This window comes from Gordonia sp. KTR9, assembly GCF_000143885.2.
Lineage (GTDB): Bacteria > Actinomycetota > Actinomycetes > Mycobacteriales > Mycobacteriaceae > Gordonia.
In genome coordinates this window covers 5,023,169-5,045,371 of the sequence record NC_018581.1, presented here as the reverse complement: position 1 = coordinate 5,045,371, position 22,203 = coordinate 5,023,169, and the positions used below count along the sequence as shown (strand labels likewise).

General features: G+C 69.2%; 21 protein-coding genes. 10 read left to right on the top strand and 11 right to left on the bottom strand.

The window, feature by feature from the left end; translation table 11 throughout:
- Nucleotides 1-156: 156 nt before the first annotated feature.
- From KTR9_RS23250 to KTR9_RS23230, 5 genes are read left to right on the top strand one after another with little or no spacing between them, the layout of a single operon-like run.
- Complete coding sequence (locus tag KTR9_RS23250; protein ID WP_083889005.1) at nt 157-1,782, top strand: ABC transporter substrate-binding protein; 1,626 nt, start codon at nt 157-159, stop codon at nt 1,780-1,782.
- On the top strand, nt 1,764-2,858 hold the full coding sequence (locus KTR9_RS23245; RefSeq protein WP_014928413.1) for an ABC transporter permease: 1,095 nt from the start codon (nt 1,764-1,766) through the stop codon (nt 2,856-2,858). Before KTR9_RS23250 ends, KTR9_RS23245 begins: the two co-directional genes overlap by 19 nt.
- On the top strand, nt 2,855-3,724 hold the full coding sequence (locus KTR9_RS23240) for an ABC transporter permease (protein WP_014928412.1): 870 nt from the start codon (nt 2,855-2,857) through the stop codon (nt 3,722-3,724). The genes KTR9_RS23245 and KTR9_RS23240 overlap by 4 nt, the downstream gene beginning before the upstream one ends.
- Nucleotides 3,721-4,485 carry an ATP-binding cassette domain-containing protein gene (locus KTR9_RS23235; RefSeq protein WP_044508234.1) on the top strand — a complete coding sequence of 255 codons (765 nt, stop codon included), beginning with the start codon at nt 3,721-3,723 and terminating at the stop codon, nt 4,483-4,485. The genes KTR9_RS23240 and KTR9_RS23235 overlap by 4 nt, the downstream gene beginning before the upstream one ends.
- Nucleotides 4,482-5,096, top strand: a complete 615-nt coding sequence (locus tag KTR9_RS23230) for an ABC transporter ATP-binding protein (protein ID WP_010843298.1) — start codon at nt 4,482-4,484, stop codon at nt 5,094-5,096. The genes KTR9_RS23235 and KTR9_RS23230 overlap by 4 nt, the downstream gene beginning before the upstream one ends.
- Here the strand turns inward: KTR9_RS23230 and KTR9_RS23225 are convergent, their stop codons facing one another.
- The gene (locus KTR9_RS23225; RefSeq protein WP_010843299.1) at nt 5,097-6,053 is read right to left on the bottom strand and encodes a R2-like ligand-binding oxidase; all 957 of its coding nucleotides are present in this window, start codon (nt 6,051-6,053) and stop codon (nt 5,097-5,099) included.
- A gap of 445 nt (nt 6,054-6,498) precedes the next feature.
- On the opposite strand from KTR9_RS23225, the gene KTR9_RS23220 reads away from it, so the two are divergent.
- Nucleotides 6,499-7,626 carry an NDMA-dependent alcohol dehydrogenase gene (locus KTR9_RS23220; protein ID WP_010843300.1) on the top strand — a complete coding sequence of 376 codons (1,128 nt, stop codon included), beginning with the start codon at nt 6,499-6,501 and terminating at the stop codon, nt 7,624-7,626.
- Between the two features lie 52 nt (nt 7,627-7,678).
- Here the strand turns inward: KTR9_RS23220 and KTR9_RS23215 are convergent, their stop codons facing one another.
- Nucleotides 7,679-8,248, bottom strand: a complete 570-nt coding sequence (locus KTR9_RS23215; protein WP_010843301.1) for a potassium channel family protein — start codon at nt 8,246-8,248, stop codon at nt 7,679-7,681.
- Nucleotides 8,245-10,242, bottom strand: a complete 1,998-nt coding sequence (locus tag KTR9_RS23210) for a M13 family metallopeptidase (RefSeq protein ID WP_044507357.1) — start codon at nt 10,240-10,242, stop codon at nt 8,245-8,247. Before KTR9_RS23210 ends, KTR9_RS23215 begins: the two co-directional genes overlap by 4 nt.
- Nucleotides 10,243-10,352: 110 nt before the next feature.
- Here KTR9_RS23210 and KTR9_RS23205 point away from each other — a divergent pair, with 110 nt between their 5' ends.
- Nucleotides 10,353-11,807 (top strand): dihydrolipoyl dehydrogenase family protein, encoded by a 1,455-nt coding sequence (locus KTR9_RS23205; RefSeq protein ID WP_193363209.1) that lies wholly within the window; start codon nt 10,353-10,355, stop codon nt 11,805-11,807.
- Between the two features lie 39 nt (nt 11,808-11,846).
- Here KTR9_RS23205 and KTR9_RS23200 read toward each other — a convergent pair whose 3' ends face one another.
- Entirely contained in the window at nt 11,847-12,293 is a 447-nt protein-coding gene (locus KTR9_RS23200) for a pyridoxamine 5'-phosphate oxidase family protein (protein WP_014928407.1), read from the bottom strand.
- A 92-nt stretch (nt 12,294-12,385) separates the two neighbouring features.
- Here KTR9_RS23200 and KTR9_RS23195 point away from each other — a divergent pair, with 92 nt between their 5' ends.
- From KTR9_RS23195 to KTR9_RS23185, 3 genes are all read left to right on the top strand, one after another.
- Complete coding sequence (locus KTR9_RS23195) at nt 12,386-13,129, top strand: FadR/GntR family transcriptional regulator (protein ID WP_014928406.1); 744 nt, start codon at nt 12,386-12,388, stop codon at nt 13,127-13,129.
- Nucleotides 13,129-13,893: a sterol desaturase family protein gene (locus KTR9_RS23190; RefSeq protein ID WP_014928405.1), complete on the top strand. Its 765-nt coding sequence runs from the start codon at nt 13,129-13,131 to the stop codon at nt 13,891-13,893. Before KTR9_RS23195 ends, KTR9_RS23190 begins: the two co-directional genes overlap by 1 nt.
- Nucleotides 13,894-13,971: 78 nt before the next feature.
- Nucleotides 13,972-14,883, top strand: coding sequence for an NAD-dependent epimerase/dehydratase family protein (locus KTR9_RS23185; RefSeq protein WP_014928404.1), 912 nt, complete (start codon nt 13,972-13,974; stop codon nt 14,881-14,883).
- Here KTR9_RS23185 and atzF read toward each other — a convergent pair whose 3' ends face one another.
- From atzF to KTR9_RS23150, 7 genes are all read right to left on the bottom strand, one after another.
- Nucleotides 14,884-16,653, bottom strand: a complete 1,770-nt coding sequence (gene atzF, locus KTR9_RS23180) for an allophanate hydrolase (RefSeq protein WP_014928403.1) — start codon at nt 16,651-16,653, stop codon at nt 14,884-14,886. It abuts the gene before it with no gap.
- An 11-nt stretch (nt 16,654-16,664) separates the two neighbouring features.
- Complete coding sequence (locus KTR9_RS23175) at nt 16,665-17,324, bottom strand: alpha/beta fold hydrolase (RefSeq protein WP_014928402.1); 660 nt, start codon at nt 17,322-17,324, stop codon at nt 16,665-16,667.
- Nucleotides 17,321-18,025 (bottom strand): biuret amidohydrolase, encoded by a 705-nt coding sequence (biuH, locus tag KTR9_RS23170; protein WP_014928401.1) that lies wholly within the window; start codon nt 18,023-18,025, stop codon nt 17,321-17,323. Before biuH ends, KTR9_RS23175 begins: the two co-directional genes overlap by 4 nt.
- Nucleotides 18,022-19,095 (bottom strand): ring-opening amidohydrolase, encoded by a 1,074-nt coding sequence (locus KTR9_RS23165; protein ID WP_014928400.1) that lies wholly within the window; start codon nt 19,093-19,095, stop codon nt 18,022-18,024. The genes biuH and KTR9_RS23165 overlap by 4 nt, the downstream gene beginning before the upstream one ends.
- Nucleotides 19,092-20,438: a nucleobase:cation symporter-2 family protein gene (locus KTR9_RS23160; protein WP_014928399.1), complete on the bottom strand. Its 1,347-nt coding sequence runs from the start codon at nt 20,436-20,438 to the stop codon at nt 19,092-19,094. Before KTR9_RS23160 ends, KTR9_RS23165 begins: the two co-directional genes overlap by 4 nt.
- Nucleotides 20,439-20,525: 87 nt before the next feature.
- Entirely contained in the window at nt 20,526-21,233 is a 708-nt protein-coding gene (locus tag KTR9_RS23155; RefSeq protein WP_014928398.1) for a GntR family transcriptional regulator, read from the bottom strand.
- Nucleotides 21,234-21,263: 30 nt separating this feature from the next.
- On the bottom strand, nt 21,264-22,037 hold the full coding sequence (locus KTR9_RS23150) for a pirin family protein (RefSeq protein ID WP_014928397.1): 774 nt from the start codon (nt 22,035-22,037) through the stop codon (nt 21,264-21,266).
- Nucleotides 22,038-22,203: the final 166 nt, after the last annotated feature.

Below are 22,203 nucleotides of genomic sequence, written 5' to 3'. Positions count from 1 at the left end.
CTGCGTCGAATGAGTCTGGGTCGAATGAGTCTGCGTCGAATGAGTCTGGGTCGAAGTCGGTCACCGGCTCCTCCTCGTCGCTCGCGTCAGTGGTGTGCCCATCGTTCACCACCGCCTCAGGTGGCGGCAAATGCGTGTCTGGGAGAACATGTGTCTGTGTACACAGGTGTTGGTGGATCGTCATCCACCGTCCGTCGCCTCGCCGCGGCAGGAGTGGCGGTGCTGATCGCGACGGTCGCACTGGCGGGATGCTCGACCCCGGGCCGCACGCCCGTGACCGACCAGATCGTGCTCGCAGAGGGCCAGGGACTCGGCGACTTCAACCCGATGCTGGGTTACGCGCAACTCGGCGTCTCGCCCGTCTTCGACGGTCTGCTCATCCCGGCCGCGGACGATGACGACCGCGTTCCCGACCTCGTCCCGGCCCTTGCCCGGTCGCGGCCCGAGCGCGTCGCCCCGCGTACCTGGCGGGTGCCCCTCAAGACCGGTGTCACCTTCTCCGACGGCACCGCGTTCGACGCCGCCGACGTCGTCGCGACCTACCGGGCGGTCGTCGATCCACGGGTCGCGTCCGAGATCGCGACCGACTTCGCGCCGATCGTCGCGGTCGAGGCCGATGGGCCCGGAGCGGTCACGGTGCGGATGAACACCGACGCCGATCCGTCGCCGTACCTGCTCATGGGCGTCGTGCCCTCGGAGCGGGTGGAGGACGCGCCGGCCGCGGAGTGGGCGCTGAACACCGAGCCGGTGGGCACCGGGGCGTACCGGCTCGAGTCGCTCGACCCCGATCAGGCCGGTCTCGTTGCCCGCGAGGACTACTGGGGCAAGCGGCCGACGGTCCAACGCATCGTCTACACCCACGTTCCCGACGACAACACGCGCGCACAACGGGTCGCGGCCGGCGAGATCGACGGTGCCAACCTGCCGCCGAGGCTCGCCGCGAGCCTCGAGGGCCGTGACGGGATCGACGTGGTCACGGTGAAATCCGCTGACTGGCGTGGTATCTCGCTGCCGAGCACGAACCCGTTCACCGCCGACCCGGCCGCCCGCCTCGCCATGAACCTGGGCGTCGACCGGCAGGCCGTCGTCGACGACGTGCTCACCGGCGACGGCGAACCCGCCAGCACGCCGATCGCCTCGGTGTACGGGCCGGACGTCTACGACGAGGAAGCGCAGTTCGACTTCGACCCCGAGGGTGCGGAGGACGCACTCGACGCGGCCGGGTGGCGACCGGGTGCCGACGGGATCCGGGTCCGCGGTGCCGACCGGGCATCGTTCCCCCTCCTGTACAACGCCCAGGACACCCTGCGCCGCGACCTCGCGGTGGCCTTCGCCGCGTCGATGAAACGGATCGGCGTCGAGGTACTGACCCGCGGCACGAGCTGGGACGACATCGACTCCGAATTGAGCACGGCCGCAGTTCTTCTGGGCGGGGGAGCGACGCCCTATGCCATCGACTCCCAGGTCCACGACACCCTGCACACGCGAGTCGCGAACTCGTCGCGGTACGCGAACCCCGGCGACCTCACCGCTCCGGGACTCGACGCGCTGCTCGACGAGGCGCGTGCGAGCGCACCCGGACCGGAGAACGACCAGCGGTACCAACGCATCCAGCAGGTCTACGCGGCCGCGCCGTCCTACGTCTTCCTGGCCTTCCTGCACCACACCTACGCCTCCCGCGGCGACGGCTGGCGGCACGACGCACCCATCCTGGAGCCGCACTCGCACGGCGTCACCTGGGGCCCCTGGTGGAACGTGCCGTCATGGCAACCGGTCTCATGACCTCACTCACCCCGGAAGTCCGGTCGGCACCCGGCGTCGACCCGGCGAACCGGTCACGCCAGCAGCGGCCGCGGCACGAACGGTCGCGGCGGGGAAACTCGCGCGCACGGCGAGCCAGACGGCTTCTGCTCCGGCGCATCCTCGTGATGATCCCCACGACGATCCTGGTGTCGCTGGGGATCTTCGCCGTCGCCGCGGCGTCGCCGTTCGATCCCCTCACCGCCCATCTCGGCGACAACTACCAGTCGGCGACCCCCGCGCAGCGGGAGGCGATCGCGGCCGCCTACGACCTGGACCAGCACTGGCTGAGCGCGTGGTGGAACTGGTGGAGTGCACTGCTGCACGGTGACCTGGGCTGGTCCGCGACCCAGGGCCGGGCGGTGGGAGACGTGCTCGTGCAACGGCTTCCGTTCACCGTCGGGATCTCGACGGCCGCTCTGGTCTCCGCGGCCCTGATCGCCGTGGTCGGCGGCGCCGTCATCGGCATGCGGCGCGGCGGGCTGATCGACCGGGCGTGTACCGCGCTGGCGGCCATGCTCGCCGCGACCCCGCCGTTCGTGGTGTCCCTGGTGCTGGTCAGCACCTTCGCGGTCACGCTCGGGTGGTTTCCGACCTCCGGTGCCCGGCGCCCCGGCGACGACTACTCGGTCGAGGGACTGCTCACCCACGCCGTGTTGCCGTACCTGGCGCTGACCGTGTCGATGGTTCCGTGGTTGCTGCTGACCATGCGGGCGGCCGTCGTCGATGCCACCGCCTCGGACGCGGTCCGGGCCGCACGCGCTCGGGGAGTCGACGGCTGGGCGCTGCTCAGGGGGCACGTGGTACCGGTGTCGGTGTTGCCCACGCTCGCGCTCCTGGGCACCCGCCTGCCCGAGCTGATCGCCGGCGCCGCGATCGTCGAGACCGTCTTCGGTTGGCCGGGTCTCGCCGAGGCGCTCGTGGATTCCGCGGTGGCGCTGGACTTCTCGTTGCTGGCCGCGCTCGCCGTCGGATCGGCCGTACTCGTCCTCCTCGGGTCGGCGCTGTCCGATGCGGCGGCGGTGTGGATCGATCCGCGGATCGGGCTGACCGCATGACGGCCCTCGGTGGGGCGACGGGTGTGCCGGTCGAGCGCCGTCGGGCCGCGATCGGTCACCGCGCCGCCGTGGTCGCACCGTGGGTGGTGCTGGCGGTCCTGGCGGTCACCGCGGTCGGGTGGCCTGTGGTCGCAGGCGAACAGACCGCCGACTTCGCTCGTTCGTTGCTGCCGCCAGGGGCGCAGGCCGCGCTGGGGACCGATCACTCGGGATACGACCTCGGTGTCAGAACCGCCGAGGGTTTGCGGATCTCGCTGCTGATCGCCGCCGCGTGCGCGGTCCTGGCGACGGCCCTCGGCGTCATCGTCGGGCTCGGTGCGGTGACGGCCGGCGGGTGGTTCGACGCGGTGGTCATGCGCGTCGTCGACGGCGTCAACGCCTTGCCCCACCTGGTCGTCGGAGTCGTCATCGCCGCGATGTGGCGCGGTGAGCCGGTCGCGATCATCGCGTCGATCGCGCTGACCCACTGGCCGTCCGTGGCGCGCGTGGTGCGAGCCGAACTGCTCGAGGCGAGGTCGTCGGGGTGGGTCGAATCGGCTCGGCTCGCCGGCGCCTCCCGCACCTTCATCGCCGTGCGTCATCTGTTGCCCGCGGTGAGCGGCCAGGTGCTGGTGGCGATGACGGTGTTGCTGCCGCATGCGGTCTGGCACGAGACGACGCTGTCGTTCCTGGGCGTCGGACTCTCCCCGGACGCCGCGAGTCTCGGAACGCTGCTCGGGCAGGCGCGGGGTGACATCCTCACCGGTGCGTGGTGGACGTTGGTGGTGCCCGGCGTCGCCCTGATGCTCACGGCCCTCGCGTGTGCGGCCGCGGCGTCGTCGCTGCGACGCGCCACGTCGCCACCTGTCGGTGAGGTGTGGCGATGAGCGCCGGGCTCGACGGGGTGACGGTCGATATCGTGGCGCGGAATCGGTGGAACCGGTCGGTGGTCCGCGTCCTCGACGACGTCACGCTGCCCCTACCCGCCGGATCGATGACCGCGCTCGTGGGCGAGTCCGGCTGCGGCAAGTCGATGGTCGCGGCCGTACTGTCCGGTCTGCTCCCGCCGGGTTCGGTGCCGACCGGACGGCTTCGGGTCGGCGACGAGGTCTTCACCGATCGCGAACTCGCCGGCGCCGACCACCGCTGGCGAGGCCTTCGCGGGCATCGCGTCGGCCACGTTCCCCAGTCGGCGTCGACCTCGTTCACGCCCGTGCGCAGCGTCGGCGCCCAGCTCGACGAGGTGATCGGCATCCTCGGCGGGTCGCAGGATGCCGTCGAGCTGTGCCGGCGCGTGCACCTCGACCCCGATGCACTCCGGCTGTATCCGCATGAGCTGTCCGGCGGCATGGCGCAGCGCGCCGCGATCGCCGCGGCGCTGGCCGGTGACCCGGACACGATCGTCGCCGACGAGCCCACCTCGGCCTTGGACGCCGAACTCGCCGCCGAGATCTGGCAACTCCTCACCGACACGGCGCGGGCCGGCGCGGCGGTCCTCGTCATCACCCATGACGTGGAGACGATGCGGCGCGGGTGCGATTCGGTGGCCGTCATGCGGGCGGGACGGATCGTCGACCATCGCCGGCTCGATCAGATCGCGGCGTCCGACGACGCCTATGTTGCGGGCTTCTTCGAGCGGGTGCCGTGATCGCCGGCGACCTCCTCGTCGGCGCGGGCCTGACGGCCCGGTTCGGAGACACAGTCGTCTTCGAGAGCCTCGACGTCGGCGTCGGGCCCGGCTCGGTGACCGGGGTGGTCGGGCGATCGGGGAGTGGCAAGACGACGCTGCTGCGCATCCTCGCGGGGCTCGCGGACCCGGCGGCGGGGACGGTCGAGTGGCGGGACGGCCGGCGCCCCGGTGACCTCGGTCTGATCGCCCAGCATCCACGGCTGGTCACCAACCCGCGATGGACGTTGCGCCGGATCGTTGCCGAACCCGCGGCGATCGCGAGACGCGACTGTGACGTCGAACGTGCCGCGACCCGCGTCGGGCTCGACCCCGCTCTGCTCGACCGCTACCCGTCACAGGTGAGCGACGGTCAACTCCAGCGGGCGTGTCTCGGCAGGCTCGTGGTGCAACAGCCGCGGGTCGTGCTGTGCGACGAACCGACCGCGATGCTGGACCCGGTCGCCGCGCGCGCCGTGGCCTCGCTGCTCGACGACCTCGTCGCCGACGGCGCGGGACTGCTCCTGGTGAGCCACGACCGGCGGTTCGTGGGTTCGCGAAGCCGGGACGTCATCGACCTCGACGCGCGCTGATCACATCTGCAGGCGGACGGCGTCGTCCTCGCCGAACTCGTCTTCGAGCACCTCGGGGGAGTAGTCGAGGTCGATCTCGGCGACCGGACGTCCCCGGGCGGACTCGATCGCCGACAGGCGGCGCTGGGCGCGGTCGGCGGCGTAGGCGAGGAACTCGTCGTTGTCGAGCCCGAAGGGCTGGACCTCGAACTGCTGGTTGACCCACTCGATCATGCCCAGTGCGAGTGGCAGCAGTTCGTTCATGCGTTCGCCGACGGCATCCCACAGTGTGTCGTCGGCCGCGACGTGCCGGCGACACGTGAACGTTCCCCACGCCATGTGCCGGCGCTCGTCGTCGCCGATGAACCGGATGAGCTTCTGCATCCCGGGGAAGATCCCGTACCTCGTGCACACCTTCTGCCAGGCGTGGTAGCCGGTGAGCGCCAGGCTGCCCTCGATCACGTGGTTGTAGGTGACGCTGGCGCGGATCTGGTTGCGCGGCGACGGGTCGTGGTCGAGGACGCGCAGCGACGCGGGCAACTCCTCGTAGAACAGCTGGTGATAGTAGGGATTCGCGCTGACGAAGCCCTGGAGGTCGCCGGTGAGGCCGACGGCGTCCATCCATCGCCGGAACACCTGGGTGTGTTTGGCCTCCTCGAAGCAGAACTGCGACAGGTACATCTCGTCGCCGAAGCGGCCCTCGGTCGCCATCGCCTTCATGAACGGCTGGATGTCCTGGGTGACCGCTTCCTCGCCCGCGATGAACTGACTCACCAGGTAGGTGGCGCTCCGGCGCTGTTCGTCGGTGAGCTCGACCCAGTCCTGTGCGTCCTGGGAGAAGTCGATGGCGGCCGGGTCCCAGAACCGGGCGTTGCCTTTCACGAAGAGCCGCAACGGAAACGAGTCCCAGTTGAGACCGCCCTGTCGCAACGAGGAGAAGTCCTGCCGGCCCTCCGCCTTGTGTTCGATGAGAGTCATGAGATCACCAGCCAGACACTTCGGAATCGGAATACCCCGACGCTAACCCCTTCCTCGATCCGGAGACGCGAAATCGGTCAACTCTGTTGCCCCGGAAAGGGTTTCCGGTGTGCGCGGGTCGACCGTCGGTGCCGCCGCCGCCGAACCCCGCGTCGTCGACCGTGCGCCTTAGGTCGTCGACTGGGCGGCTTTTCTCGTCGACTGTGCGGCCCACATCGTCGACTGTGCGCTTTTGTCGTCGACCGTGCAGCCGTACCCGAGGTCGCCGGTGACCTCTGGCGCCCCGCCGTATCGAGAGGCTGGAACGTCACCCCCAATCCTGTGCCATGGATCGAGTGAAACGCCTGCGAGAGTGTCGGCAGTGGACCACCATGTGATCTACGTCGCATAAGCAGACGGCGATATCTGACGCCCCGAATCGGGGTAGCACGAGCAAGGAGCACGAATGAAGACCAAAGGTGCAGTTCTGCGCAATCCGGGCGAAGAGTGGAAGATCGAGGAGTTCGAGCTCGGCGATCCGGTCGCGGGTGAAGTCCAGGTCAAACTCGTCAGCTCGGGTCTGTGCCACTCGGATCACCATCTGCGCACCGGCGACAGCCCGGCGCCCATGCCGGTACTCGGAGGTCACGAGGGTGCCGGTGTCGTGACCAAGGTGGGGCCGGGCGTCACCCGCCTCAAAGAAGGCGATCACGTCGTCACCGCGTTCATCCCCGCCTGCGGCACGTGTGAGCCGTGCTCGCGCGGCCAGCAGAACATCTGCGACGAGGGTGCGCGCCTGCTGACCGGTTTGTCCATCGCCGACGACACCAACCGCGCGTACACGCACGACGGGGTGCCCCTGGTGCAGATGTGCATGCTCGGTACGTTCGCGCCCTACATCACCGTCAACCAGGCGTCCCTGGTCAAGATCGAAGACGACATCCCCCTCCAGGCAGCGGCGCTGCTCGGCTGTGGTGTCGCCACCGGATGGGGGTCGGCTGTCGAGATCGGCGGAACCCACGCCGGCGACACCGTCGTCATCGTGGGCATCGGTGGCGTGGGCATCAACTCGGTGCAGGGAGCGGCCGCGGCCGGCGCGCGTAACGTCATCGCCGTCGACCCTGTGCCGTTCAAGCTGCAGATGGCCGAGAAGCTCGGTGCCACACACACCTTCTCGTCGATGGAGGAGGCGCTCGAGGCGATCGGCGACATCACCTGGGGCAAGATGGCCAACACCACCATCCTGACGGTCGGTGAGATCGACGGCTCGATGATCGCCCCGGCCCTCGCACTGACGGGCAAGGCGGGACAGGTCGTCGTGGTGGGCATGGGCAACTTCGCCTCTATGGACGCCCAGATGAACCTCTTCGATCTCACTCTCATGCAGAAGCGCGTGCAGGGCGCGATCTTCGGTGGCGCGAGTCCCCGGACGCAGGTCCCGGCGCTGCTCAACGAGTACCGGGCGGGCAAGCTCAACCTCGACGACCTGGTGACCCAGACCTACCGTCTCGATCAGATCAACGAGGCCTACGACGACATGCTGGCGGGCAACAACATCCGCGGCATGATCGTCTACAGCGACGACGACTACTGAGCCGACCGGCCAGGGTCCACGGAATCGCCGCGGGCGAGCGAGCGACGCCAGATCACCGCACGGTGATCTGGCGTCGCTCGTTGACCAGCAGGTTGAGGAACCGCAGTCCCAGTCCGAGCAGCACCAGCGTGCTGGCCATCTGGATCGACACCGCGACCCGGGCGCCCTGCGAGTCCGGCGCGATGTCGCCGAACCCCGTCGTGGTGAAGACCGTCAGACAGAAGTACAGCGCATCGACGCGAGTCAGGGACTCGTTGAAACTCCCGTTGTCGTACTCGGAGAACAGGAAATAGGTCGTGGCGAACACGACGATATAGAAGCTCGCCAGTGCCACGAGCATCTCCATCGCGGTCGCGACCGGCCGGTCCGAGTGGCTGAACCGGCGGACCTCCCAGACGCAGAACCAGATCAACGCCACGGCACCGATGATCAGACCCAGGTAGTTGACGTCACTGGCCTTGTTGATGGGCAGCAGGAAATAACCCGTCAGCAGGAGGACCGCCGCGCCGATCGGCCGCAGCAGGGCGACCGTGAGATCGCGCCCCCGCACCAGACCCAGTGATGCGGCCGTGCCCGGCGCAGGCGTGTCTCGCGGACCTGTGCCGCCGGGAACGTCGTTCACCAGATCCGCACGCGCTCGGCCGGGTCGAGATACAGCGCGTCCCCCGGCTCGACGTCGAAGGCGTCGTAGAACGCGTCCATGTTGCGGACGACGCCGTTGCAGCGGAACTCCGGCGGTGAGTGCGGGTCGATCGAGAGGCGCCGGATGGCTTCGGCGTCACGGGTCTTGGTCCGCCAGATCTGCGCCCAGCTGTAGAACACCCGCTGCGTCCCGGTCAGGCCGTCGATGACCGGTGGCTCGGAGCCGGCGCCCTCGGTCGCGATCTGATACGCGACGAGAGCGATCGACAACCCGCCGAGGTCGCCGATGTTCTCGCCGATGGTGAAGTCGCCGTTGACCTTGTGCTCGGGATCGAGCCCGGTCGGCGTGAACTCCCCGTACTGGTCGATGAGTTTGCGTGTCCGCGAGGAGAACTCGGTGCGGTCGGTGTCGGTCCACCAGTCGACGAGGTTGCCGTCGCCGTCGTACTTGGCGCCCTGGTCGTCGAAGCCGTGCCCGATCTCGTGCCCGATGACCGCGCCGATGCCGCCGTAGTTGACCGCGTCGTCGGCGTCGGGGTCGAAGAAGGGCGGCTGCAGGATCGCGGCCGGGAACACGATCTCGTTCATGCCGGGGTTGTAGTAGGCGTTGACCGTCTGCGGGGTCATGAACCACTCGTCACGGTCGACGGGCGCGCCGATCTTGGCGAACTCGCGATCCTGCTCGAACGACGAGGCGCGTGCCACGTTCCCGATGAGGTCGCCACGGTCGACGGTCAACGAACTGTAGTCTCGCCACTTGGCCGGATAGCCGATCTTCGGGTTGAACTTGCCGAGTTTGACGAGGGCCCGCTCCCGGGTTTCCGGCGTCATCCACGGCAGGTCGGAGATGTTGCGGCGGTAGGCCTCCACCAAGTTGGCGATCAGCTCGTCCATCCGCGCCTTGGCCTCGGGTGGGAAGTGCTTGGCCACATAGAGTTTGCCGACCGCGAAGCCCATCGCGCCCTCGACGAACCCGACGCCCCGCTTCCACCGGTCACGGTTCGTCTCCGCGCCGGTCAGGGTGCGGCCGTAGAAGTCGAAGTTCTCGTCGACGAACGGCGAGGACAGATACGGTGCCGCGGAGCGCAGCAGGCGCCAGGTCAGCCAGGTCTTCCATTCGTCCAGCGGGCGCTCGGCGACGAGTTCGCCGACGCCCGACACGAAGGACGGCTGCGCGACGACCACCTCGGCGAAGGTGGCGTCGCCGCTGGTGCCCAGGCCGCCGAACCACTCCGCGAACGGGAATCCCGCTGCCGTGGCGGTCAACTCGTCCAACGACATGAGGTTGTAGGTGAGCTCGGCATCGCGTCGCCGAACCACGTCCCAGTGCCGGCCGGCGATCGCTGTCTCGAGGTCGAGGATCGCCGCTGCCCGAGCAGCGGCGTCGTCGAATCCGGCCAGCGCGAACATGCGCTCGACGTGTGCGACGTATGCCGTCCTGGTGTCGGCGTGCTTGTCCTCCCGGTAGTAGGACTCGTCGGGCAGTCCGAGGCCCGACTGCGTCAGGTGCACGAGGTAACGGTCGGACTGCTTGGCATCGGTGTCCACGTAATAGCCGAACAGGCCACCCGTGCCGTGCCGCTGGAGCCGGCCGATCCGCCGGGCGAGCGCCTCGACGGAGTCGATGGCCGCGATCTTCTCCAGTTCGCCGGTGATCGGGCCGATCCCGAGGGCCTCGATGTGGTCGGTGTCCATGAACGAGGCGTACAGGTCGCCGATCTTCTGCTCGTCGGAGCCGCTCTCCGGGTTCGACGCCGCGCATTCGGTGATGATGTCGCGCACGTTCTCCTCGGAATTGTCGCGGAGCACATGGAACGCGCCGTCGACCGAGCGGTCTTCCGGGATGGCATGCGACTCGAGCCACTTACCGTTCACGTGGGCGAACAGATCGTCCTGGATGCGGACAGAATCGTCGACCCACTCGAGGTCGAGTCCGGAGTTGAGGTCAGTATTCGATGCGGTCACGCGCTCCATCCTGTCACCGGATCAGATATTCGTCAGCCGCATCTGCCGTGGGCGAAACTCGAGACGTGGTGTCGGCATACTCGCCGACCGCGGGCACGCATCCCACCTACCCTGAACCGATGGAGTCAACCTTCGATGTCGTCGTTATCGGCGGCGGTCCGGTGGGCGAGAACGTCGCCGATTACGCGATCCGGGGCAGTGATCGAACCGCTGTCGTCATCGAGCACGAGCTCATGGGCGGTGAATGCTCGTACTGGGCGTGTATGCCGAGCAAGGCGTTGCTGGGTCCCGGGTCCGCGCTGGCGGAAGCACGTGCGCTGGCGGGCGCGCGTGAACGCGTGAGCGGGGACCTGCCCGACGCCGCCGGAGTCCTCGGCTGGCGCGACACCGTGACCGGGCGCCGTGACGGGCCCGGTGCCACCCATGACGATACGGGGCAGGTCAGGTGGGCCGAGGGTGCGGGGATCGAGGTGATCCGCGGACACGGCCGCATCACGGGTGAGCGGCAGGTGACCGTGGGCGACACGGTGCTGACGGCGCGCGAGGCGGTGGTCGTCGCGACCGGGAGCACGGCGTCGATCCCGCCGACACCTGGTCTGGCCGACGCACTCCCGTGGACCTCCCGCGACGCGACCAACCTCGTCGAGGTACCGGATCGTGTCCTCGTCCTGGGCGGCGGAGTGGTGGCCTGCGAGGCAGTGACCTGGTTGCTCGACCTGGGGGCGCGTCAGGTCGTGATGGCCATCCGGGGTGACCGGTTACTGCCCAAGATGGAGCCGTTCGTCGCGCGTCGGGCCGCGGACTCGTTCACCGCTCGCGGCGTCGACATCCGGTTCGGTACGACGATCGAGTCCGTCGACCGGCCCGGCGTCGCCGACACCGGCTACGGACGCGTCCACGGCGGACCCGCGACCGTCGAGCTCGCCGGGGACGGCGCCGGCCGACTGGTCGTCGACGAGATCCTGGTCGCCGCGGGACGATCGCCCGCGACGCGGGATCTCGGTCTGGAATCGGTGGGCCTGGAGGCTGGCGGCCCGCTGCGAGTCGACGACCACCTGACGGTGACAGGTCGTCCGTGGCTGTACGCGGTGGGTGACGTCAACGGCCGGAATGCGTTGACACACATGGGTAAGTATCAGGCGCGGGTGGCCGGGGACGTGATCGCCGCGCGCGCACAGGGCCGCGACCTCGACGGCCCGCGATACGTCGCCACGTCGGATCACGGTGCCGTACCGCAGGTGGTGTTCACCCGGCCGGAGGTCGCGTCGGTCGGGCTGACCGAGAAGCAGGCGAAAGACGCCGGCATCGACGTGCGGATCGCCGACGGGGACATCTCGGTGGCGGGGTCGTATCTGGCCGATCCCGAGTACTCGGGCCACGCCTGTCTCGTCGTCGACGTGAGCCGCGACGTCCTCGTCGGTGCCACGTTCGTGGGGTCGCAGACCGCGGAACTCGTGCATTCGGCGACGGTTGCGATCGTCGGTGAGGTCCCGCTGTCGCGGCTGTGGCACGCGGTTCCGTCGTATCCGACCATCAGCGAGGTGTGGCTGCGGCTGCTCGATCAGCTGCGTTGAGCCGCGGCCCGTCGGCCTGGGAGTCGGGCCCGACCGCCGTCAGAAGCTGAGTCGCCGGATCTTCTCCGGCCGGATGACGATCCGCACCCAGTCGTCGGCGAGGATCTCGGCGAGATCCTGTGCGCGGGTGGGGTCGTCGAGGTCCCAGTAGCGGTCGGCGAGTCGGGCCGCGAGTTCACGTGCGGCCGTACCGTCGGTCTCGACGCGGGCGGGACCGGACAGGGAGATCCAGCGCTCGCGTTCCTCGACCGGGGACGCGACCACGATCGACGCGCGCGGGTCGTCGGCGAGGCGGCGGACTTTGATCGAATCGGGGCCGGTGAAGATCTGGATCTCACCGTCCGGGGTCGCTTCGAACCAGACCGGCCGCGGTTGCGGGGGCGTCGGGCCGCTCGCGGTCGAGAAGAAGCCGAGAAGGGGGCGGGCCAGGAACTCGAGGTCGTCGGCGGTCAGCGTGTCGGCAGAGGTTGCGGTGGCTTCGCTCATGCTGGGTACAACGACGAACGTCGCGGTTGATTCCGCCGGGAATATTGGTAAGACCACTTGACCACCAGGCCGCTCGCGTCTACGGTTCGACCATGCCTTTCGAACCGGTGACGCAGCAGAGCGCACCCGAGATCGTCTTCGGTCAGATCGTCGAAGGCGTGTTGTCCGGTGATCTGCCGGCCGGGGAGGCCCTGCCCAGCGAACGTGAGCTCGCGCGCATCCTCGGCGTCTCGCGACCCACCGTGCGGGAGGCCCTCAAACGGGTGGCGGCGGCGGGACTGGTCTCGATCCGCCAGGGCGACGGTGCGCGAGTCCAGGACATAGCCCGGACGGGGGGCCTCGATCTGCTGCCGCGATTGCTGATCCGGGGTGGTGCACTGGTGCCGAGTGTCGCGCGCTCGATCGTCGAGGCGCGCGCCGCGATCGGCCCGGACGTCGCGGGCCTCGCGGCGAGGCGGGCGACCGACGATCACATCGCACGTCTGGCGGCGGTCCTCGCCGATCTGGCCGCCGAGCCGGACCCGGTCGGACAGCAGGTCGCGGCTCTCGAGTTCTGGAGCACGGTCGTCGACGCGGCCGACTCCATCGCCTTCCGGCTCATGTACAACTCGCTCCGCGCCGCGTATGAGCCGGCGGTTCCCGCGCTCGCGTCGATGTTGGAGCCCGAGGTCGGGAACATCGACGGTTATCGCGCGGTCGTCGACGCGGTCGCGACCCATGATCCCGAACGCGCCGAGGCCGCGGCCCGTGAACTCCTCACGCCCGCGACCGCGGCTCTGCTCGACCTCTGTCGAGCACTCGAGGACGCCGAGTCCGACGCCGGACAGGAGAGCTGATGTCTGCCCACGAGATGCGCAACGACGACCCACACCGCGGCGACCCACCCGGCGATGACATCGACGCCAGGGCACGCAGGCAGGTGGCGGCCGAGGAGCGGCGGATGCGGTCACGGCGGACGACGAGTCTGCGCGACGCATTCGTCGAGTTCCTCCGGCATCCGTCGCCATGGATGATCGGCGCCTTCCTCGCGGCCTCGGTCACGGCGCGAACATGGTTGGGCGGATGGGGGATTGCCGATCTGCTGGTTCCCGTGGTGATGATCGCGAGCTTCCCGCTGGTGGAATGGCTGATCCACGTCTTCGTCCTGCATTGGCGACCTAAGCGGGTTGGTCCGATCACCATCGACCCGCTGGTGGCGCGCAAGCATCGGGAACACCATTCGGATCCCAGGAACATCCCGCTGGTGTTCATCCCGTGGCAGGTACTGGTCGCGGTCGTCCTGGCAGCTGTCGCGGTGGGTCTCGTCGTATTCGCCACTGCCGAACGCGGTCTCACCTTCATGGCGACGCTCGCCGCGATCGGCCTGGTCTACGAGTGGACGCACTATCTGATCCACTCCGACTACCGGCCGCGTCACGCATACTATCGCCGGTTGTGGCGGAATCACCGCTTCCACCACTACCGCAACGAGCACTACTGGTTCGCGGTCACGACGGCCGGGACCGCCGACCGGTTGTTGCGCACCTACCCCGACCCCGAGACGGTCGAGAAGTCGCCCACGGCAAAGGATCTGCACGCGCTCTCGCGGACAGCGGACTGACCGGAGAACCCCAATCAGGTTGCCTTTTGTCCCGGTAACCGGGACAAAGCGCAACCTGATCCGGGATACTCTCGACGCATGCGGGTATTCGTGACCGGCGGCACGGGGGCCATCGGGGGATACGCGGTGCCCGCGTTGGTCGCCGCGGGACACGACGTGCGCGCTCTGGCGCGCTCGGATGTCGCCGCCGCAGCGCTGCGCGCCCACGGTGCCACACCGGTCCGCGTCTCGTTGTTCGATCGGGACGGCCTCGCCGAGAACTTCGACGGCTGCGCCGCGGTCGTCAATCTCGCGTCGGCCTTGCCGGGAACGACGTCGTTCATCCGGAAGTCGGCGTGGGCGGAGTGTCACCGGATCCGGCGGGACGGCTCCGCGGCGGTGGTCGATGCGGCCATCGCCGCCGGCGTACCGCGGGTACTGCAGGAGTCGGTCGCCATGATCTACGCCGATGCCGGTGATCGGTGGATCGACGAGGAGTCCCCGGTCGACAACTACCCGATCGCGGTGGGCAATCACGCCGCGGAGGAGTCGGCCCGTCGTTTCACCGGTTCCGGCGGTGTCGGTGTGGTGCTGCGGTTCGGGCTGTTCTACGGCATCGGCGCCGCCCACAGCGAGCAACTCGTGGCGCTCGCGCGGCGTCGGATCGGGTTCCGGGCGGGCCGGCCCGGCGCCTACGTCTCCTCGATCCATCTCGCCGACGCCGCCGACGCCGTGGTATCCGCACTCCGGACCGATTCCGGCACATACAACATCGTCGACGATCTGCCGGTCACCAAGCGGGATCACACCGCGGCCCTGGCCGGTGCGGTCGGCAGGCATCCGGTCGTGACCGGCCCGGGTCGTGCCGCGCTCCTGCTCGGCGAACGCACCACGTCGCTGACGCGCTCGCTCCGGGTGTCCAACAAGCGGTTTCGGTCGGCCGCCGGCTGGCGGCCGCACTACGCCTCGGTGTGGGAGGGCTACGCGCACATGGTGCGTCGGCCCGCCTGATCAGCCGGTGATGGCGGCGGCAGGCCTGTTGGGTTCGACGGCGCCGGTGCGGGCCGGTGTGTCGCGTCCGAGGTAGCGTAACCAGCCACGGTACTCCGTGATGTCCGTCGCGGACTCGAGAGCGGATGCAGCGCAACCGAACCCGGTCATCGTCCGGCCGTCGGACAACGCGACCGGTCCCAGCGCCATCGGCGACGGGAGGCTACGAGCGAACGACGCGAACCCCGCGGCCGGGACGCGCCAGATGCCGCCGGCGATCTCGACGCCGCCGGCATGCGCATGGACGAGACCCGGTTTGGGCGGGGTGGTGTCCAGCGCGTACAGCCGATACGACGGGGCGGTACGGGCCGGACCCAGATATCGCGCACCGCGCGAGTACATCTCGTGTTCGAGGGGCTGGCCGGGAAGATGCGCCCCGACGACGAAGAGATCGACGAAGGACGCGCCGGCCGCCTCGATCCAGGGACCGGCGGGATTCAGCGGGCCGGCAGCTCCCGGTACGGCAACGGCGTCGGGTGCGACGAACACGCGCCGGGCCAGGTCGAGCGCCACGGCATCACCGAATGCCCGGCACAGCACCGTGACCCCGAACTGGGCGTCGCCCGCCATCCCGGCAGGTGTCGCGACGCCGCACAGGTCGAAGAGATTGGCGAAGTTCGTGTAGGTGCCGAGCCACGAGTTGACGCCGATCGGATCGGATCGAACGGCCTCGATCGTCGGATGGCCGGGGGCCGTGGGGACCAGCAGTGCGTCGAACCCCTCGAGCGACGCCAGGGCTTGCGCGCGCAAGGTGTCGAGCCGGGCGAGGTCCCGGACCATCCGCGACCCGGGGACGCGGCCGGCCGCCGAGATGATGTCGCCGACGGTCGGGTCGATGCGCGCCGGGCCGGACGAGGCCTCGCGATGCGCATCGACGAACTCGCCGACCGCGGCATGTCGCTCGGCGACGAGACCGCCGTCGTACAGCAGCCGGGCGGCGTCGAGGAACGGGGTGAACGGAATGGTCTCTACCGCAACGCCATCGGCGCGGAGCCGGTCGATGACGGCGGAGAACGCCGCCGTCCACGACGCGGACATCCCGGGCAGCTCCGCGGGTACCGCGACCCGTGGTGCCGGGGGCGCGGCGAGTGGCGCGTCATGCGGCACCGGACGTGCATTTGCTCCGCCGGCCATCTGGGCCATGGCGCTGTTCGCGGTGTCGAGATCACGAGCCATGATCGTCACGGCGTCCCACGAGCGGCACGCCGGCACCAGCCCGCGGGTGGACACCAGGCCGAGCGTGGGCTTGATCCCCACGATGCCCTGGAACGCCGCCGGCACACGGCCGGAACCTGCCGTGTCGGTGCCGATCGCGATGTCGGCGAGGCCGAGGGCGACGGCGACCGCCGAGCCCGAGCTCGACCCACCCGAGATGTGGTCCGGGCGGCGCGCGTCGCGCACGCCGCCGTATGGGCTGCGCTGCCCCACGAGGCCGGTCGCGAACTGGTCGAGATTGGTCGAGCCGACCACGGTCGCCCCAGCCGCTCGTAGACGCGCGACCGCCTCGGCATCGGCGTCGGCAGGCCCACCCGCGAACCCCGGGCAGGCGGCGGTGGTCGGCAGGCCCGCGACGTCGACGTTGTTCTTGACGGCCAGCATCAGGCCTGTCAGCGGGCCGTCGGCCGCCGACGCCTCCCGCGTCACGCTCGTGCGGTCGCGGATGTCGATCCACACCTCGGGGCGTCCGACGGCGTCGACACCGTCGAAGAATGCGGTGACTCGTGGGGTCATGGTGGTCGTCCTCATCCCTGTGCCGGGTGGTGCTGGTCAGATCTGTGCCGCAGGTCGCTGATCAGCGAACCGAACGCGTTGTCGAGGTGGGCCGCGTGTGCGGTCCCGGGCAGGACGCGCCGATCGAAGCCGCAGAGCGCGGCGACGGCGTCGACCGACGCGTACCGGGCAGCCGGGGATCGCTCGCCCACGGTCAGTGTCACCGGCGACACCTCGGCGACCGGCGGTCGCGGTTCGAACGACCGGAACATCGCCAGTTCGCGTGCGACAGTGGCCTCGTCGGCCGTCGTCATCGCCGCGCGCCAGCCCGGTCCGTAGAGTGTCTGGCCGAAACCCTGTACACCTCGTTCCCGGAAGGCCTCCACCACGGGGTCGAGCAACCCCGGGGCCAGGGACCCCGCGGCCGGTTCGTGCAGGAACGCCGCGGCCATCTCGACGCCGCGCGCGGCGAGTTCCACGCCGAGGGTGGCGCCGCCGCTCACCCCGAACACCACCGCGCCGTCGCACAGGGGTGCGAGGAACTCGACTTCGGTGTCCAGGCAGCCGGATCGGGGACGCATCGGCACGGTGACGTCATAGCCGATCGCGGTGAGCGCGTCGGCCGTCGAGGCCCACACCGGAGGATCGACGGCGACGCCGCACACCAGGACCGCGCGGTGGCGGGACGTCACGATCCGCCGGCCGAGGTGACCGAACCGAGCGTCGTCAACAGTTGTTCCGACGTCGCCGTGGCCCCGAAAACGCCGCCCTGCATGGCGATCATGCTCAACGCGGCGAGGTGGTGACCGTGGTCGGTCGCGCCGGTGCAGTCCGACAGCACCAGACATTCGAAGCCGCGGTCGTTGGCCTCGCGCATCGTGGTGTGGACGCAGACGTCGGTGGTGATCCCGGTGAGGATCAGGTGGGTGATGCCCGCGGACCGCAGGACGAGATCGAGATCGGTGGCGTAGAACGCGCCCTTGCCGGGCTTGTCGATGATCGGTTCCCCGGGCCGGGGAGCGACTTCGGGCACGATCTCCCACCCCGGTTCCCCGCGGACGAGGATCCGGCCGCACGGGCCCGACGAGCCGATCTCGGCGCCCGCCCGCGCCGACCGCCACCGTTTGTTCGCGGGGAGGTCGCTGAGGTCGGGTCGATGGCCTTCTCGGGTGTGGATCACCAGCATCCCTGCCGCACGGCAGGATTCGAGGACCGACGCCGTGGGAGCCAGGCCGGCCCGGGTCAGGGACAGGTCGTATCCCATCGAGTCGACGTAGCCTCCGGGACCACAGAAGTCGACCTGCCAGTCGATCAGCAGCAGGGCTGTCCGCGAGACATCGAGCGTGCCGTCGTATGGCCACGGGTACGGGGTCGCGTCGACGGTCGACGTCACTGGTCTGCTCCTCGGTTCGACGGGGCGGTGGGTCCGGGACCGACCTCGTAGACGACGGTGACGCTGCCCCCGCCCGGCCGGCCCTGGTGCTCGGCGCCGCCGGACACGTACACCGCTCCGTCGCCCTTGACCGCGGCGGTCAGTGCGCCGACCGCGGCGCGGGCGTGACGAGTGGCGTTGATGTCGGAGTCGGTCAGCATCGTGTGTCGCAGCCCGCGGATGGTGCCGGAGGGATCGGACTCGGCCTTCACGAACAGCTGGCGGATTCGGCCCCCGTCCTGCGCGACGACGTCCGCGGCCTTCTGCAAGGCTGCGAGGTCGTAGGCGTCGGCCATCTCGGTGTGCAGGGCCCGCAACGGGTTCGACGCCTCGGTGCTCACCCCGAGCACCAGCACGTGGCAGGTGTTCAGTTCGGCTCCGGAGCTCGCCGACGCGCGGTTGGACCACGCGGTCCGCTGCCCCGCGAGTGCGGCCCGGGCGGTGTCCTCGTCGATCTCCCCGAGGGACAGGGCGATGCCCAACGAGCTGGCCGCACGGGAGCGAGCCATCGACTCGTAGGTGTCGCCGCTGGCCGGCTCGATTCCGCGGTCACGCAATCCGGTGATGTCGGTCGACGTGAGGAGCGGGCACTTGACCAGCACCAGATGCACATCGTCCGCGCTGATTCCGAGGTCCACGACGAGCTTGGCGACGGTGTCGCGCACCGCCTCCATCTGCCCCACTCGTCCCAGGTCCTCCGGTGGGATGACAGGTGTCTCACCGACCGCGGCCACCAGCCCGCGATCGTGCCGAGGGTCGTGCGTGTCGTCGGCTATCAGGAGGTTGACGTGGGGCGCGAGAACACCTTCGGTGCCGCCGGAGAAGACGGTGACCGCATCGGGCCCGATCCGCGGTTCCCAGGCGGCGGCGGCCAGTGTCCGGCTGAAGTCGTTGACGCAGCCGTTGCCCTCGGTCTTGCCGACCACGGCCAGCACGTCGTCGGCCGAGTATCCGTTGCCGGAGAGTGTGTCCAGTGCATCGGTGTCGTCGGGCCCGGTGGTCGGGACGGTGAGCAGTCGTACGCCGGTCATGCCACGGCCTCCTTGTCTGCGATGGGGTCGGTGGTGGGTGGGTCGGTGCGGCGCCGGCGGGGGAGATGATGAAATATGATGTTCAGCACGAAGGCGGTGATCACCGCGCTGCTGATCGCATTGCCGAAGATGATCTGCACTTCCGCCGGGAAGTTGCTGTAGATGTCCTTCGACACGATCGGGATCATTCCGGCGCCCAGGGCGAGGGACACGATCAGGAGGTTGTCGTTGTTGCGGTAGTCGACCTTCGACAGCGTGCTGATGCCGGTTCCGGCGACGGTCGCGAACATCACCAGGCTCACCGAGCCGATCACTGCGCCGGGGAGACTCGCGATGGTCTCACCGAGCTTCGGGATCACGGCGAGCACGATGAGGATGGCACCGGCGACCACGACCACGGTCCGGCTGGTCACCCTGGTGAGCCGGACGAGGCTCACGTTCTGCGCGAAGATGGTGTCCGGGAACGATGTCCACGCGCCGGCCAGGACCGCCGAGACACCGTCCGCGGCGAGCCCGCGGGCGATGCGCGGCGGGTCGGCGTCGATACCGGTGGTCTCCGAGATCGCCATCATGTATGCGGTCGACTCGATGAAGATCACGATCATCACGATGCTCATCGAGATGATGCCGGCGAGGGGGAACGTGGGAGCGCCGAAGAAGAACGGCTCGGGGATGCCGAACCAGGCGGCGTCGCCGACTCCGGTGAAATCGGTCAGCGACATGAACGCGGCTGCGACGGTGCCCAGGACCAGAGCGATGAGAACTGCTGCCTGGCGCAGGAATCCGTTGCCGTAGCGCATCAGCGCCACCACCACGACGACGATGCCGAGGGCGAGCGAGAGGCGGGCGCCGTCCGCCGGCTCGTCGTCGAAGATCATGGACACGGCCTTGCCGATGAGCGAGAGGCCGATCATCGTGACGGCGGCGCCGCGTACCGCGGGCGGGAAGAACCGCAACAGTTTCGAGAACGGCACCGCCATCAGGATGGCGAAGACGCCGGCCCCGATCATCGAACCGTAGACGGCATTGAGGCCGTACTCCTGCCCGATGAGGATCATCGGGGTGACGGCGGTGAACGAGGCGCCGGCCACCACCGGCATCCGTGCGCCGAGGAACTTGCCGACGCCCGCGGCCTGGATGATGGTGACGATGCCGGCGATCAGGAGATCGGCGTTGACGAGCAGTCCGATGGTCTGTTTGTCGAGGCCGAGGGCGGCGCCGAAGACCAGGGGGACGGTCACGCAGCCCGTGTACATGACGATGACGTGCTGGGCGCCGAACACACCCGTACGCCACCATCCCGCGAGGCCGGACCCGGCCGGTGATGTGAGGAGTTTGTGCATACGAAGATTCGTATACGTTCCTCATGTCTTGGACGTTAGCCAGCGTTACCAGGCGGTAAAATGGACCAATTTCGTATACGAAACTGGTCAGTGGAGCAGTGTTCGGACCAAGTCTTCGTCTTTCCGGACATGCTCGTCCATCAGGTATCCGGCCTGGACCGGCGAGCCGTCGAGAATGGCCCCGGCGATCGCGGTGTGATCGCGCCAGCACCCGTCGGCACGAGTGGCGACCTCGCGATCGAAGACCCACGCGATGCGGCGCAGGGTCCGGTCCAGTGTTCTGGCCAGCTCGCGATTGCCCGATGCCTCGGCGACGAGCGCGTGGAACTGCATCACCAGCGGCGGCACCGCGTCGTGCTGCTGCATCTGTTTCGCGGCGGTGCCCGACTCGGTGACCATCCGCAGCTGCTCGGCGAACTCGCCTCCCCGGCGTTCGGCCGCGAGTTGGGCGCCGAAGACCTCGAGGCCACGACGGACCTGCATCACCTCGAGTGCGTCGGTCCGTGACGCCCCGGACACCGTCGCCCCCTTGTACCGCTCGAGGTGGACGAACCCCTCACTCTGCAACTGCGACAACGCCTCACGCACGGGCACGCGCGACACCCCGAACCGTTCCGCGAGCATCGGCTCGGGAAGACGATCTCCCGGCGAGAGCCGGCCGTCGAGCACGTCGTCGCGGATGGCAGTGGCGATCGCATCCCTCGTCGCGGGTCGCGCCGGTCCACCGTCGGCGATCGTCGGCTCGTCGATCGTCAGGACGGGGGTGGGGTCGGTCGTGTCTGCTTCGGGCCTCACGCGACTCAGGATAGGCCGAGATGGTGGAGTTCACCCGGCCTGACCGCCGCCCAGCCCGGCGGCCATGGACCACACCAGCACCTCGGCGTCGCCGTCGGTGCTCGCGCGGATCGACAACGGCGCCGAATCGACCGCGCGCACGGTATCGCCCGGACCGAGAACACCGATCTCGCCGACGCCGATCTCCCCGACACCGATCTGTCCGTCGACGACGAACAGGTGGGTGAACCGGGAACCGGGCACCTCGACGGCCTCGCCGGGCCGCAGGCGCGCCGCGTACAGGGTCGCGGCCGAGTTGGCGACGGAGATCGCGGCGTCGCCGTCCGCGTCGCCCGACGCGATGTGGACGAGTCCCCCGGCCGCGAGACGCTCGCGGACGTCGGCCTGCGCGTAGGAGGGCGCGAGGCCATGGCGGTCGGGCATCAGCCACATCTGGATGTACCGGACGGGCTCGGTGCCGGAGCCGGCGAGACCGGGCCAGGCGTCGTTGCGCTCGGAGTGCTCCACCCCGGTGCCCGCGCTCATCCGCTGCACCAGGCCGGGGTAGAGGACACCGGAGTGCCCGGCCGAATCACGGTGGACCAGCGTTCCCGAGACCACCCACGTCACGATCTCGCTCTCCTGATGGGTGTGCAGATCGAAGCCCGCGCCCGGCGCGACGACTTCGTCGTTGACGGCCAGCAGCGCGCCGAAGTGGGTGTTCGACGGGTCGTAGTTGTCGCCGAAGGAGAAGCAGTGCCGAGAGGTCAGCCAGTCGGTGGTGGTGACCGCGCGATCGTCACTCCGGAAGACGGTGAAAACCATGTATTCATTCTCGCAGTCCGGCAAGCTGAGGGCGGTCGGGGATGGGCGGGTCCGGCGGCGTGGATGTGGTTGCCGGACGGCGATCTCGTATGTCGCGGTGTGTCATAGGTCCCTATGGCGAGATGAGTTCGTGACCGGCTTGATCCCCGAATGGAAGCTCACGACG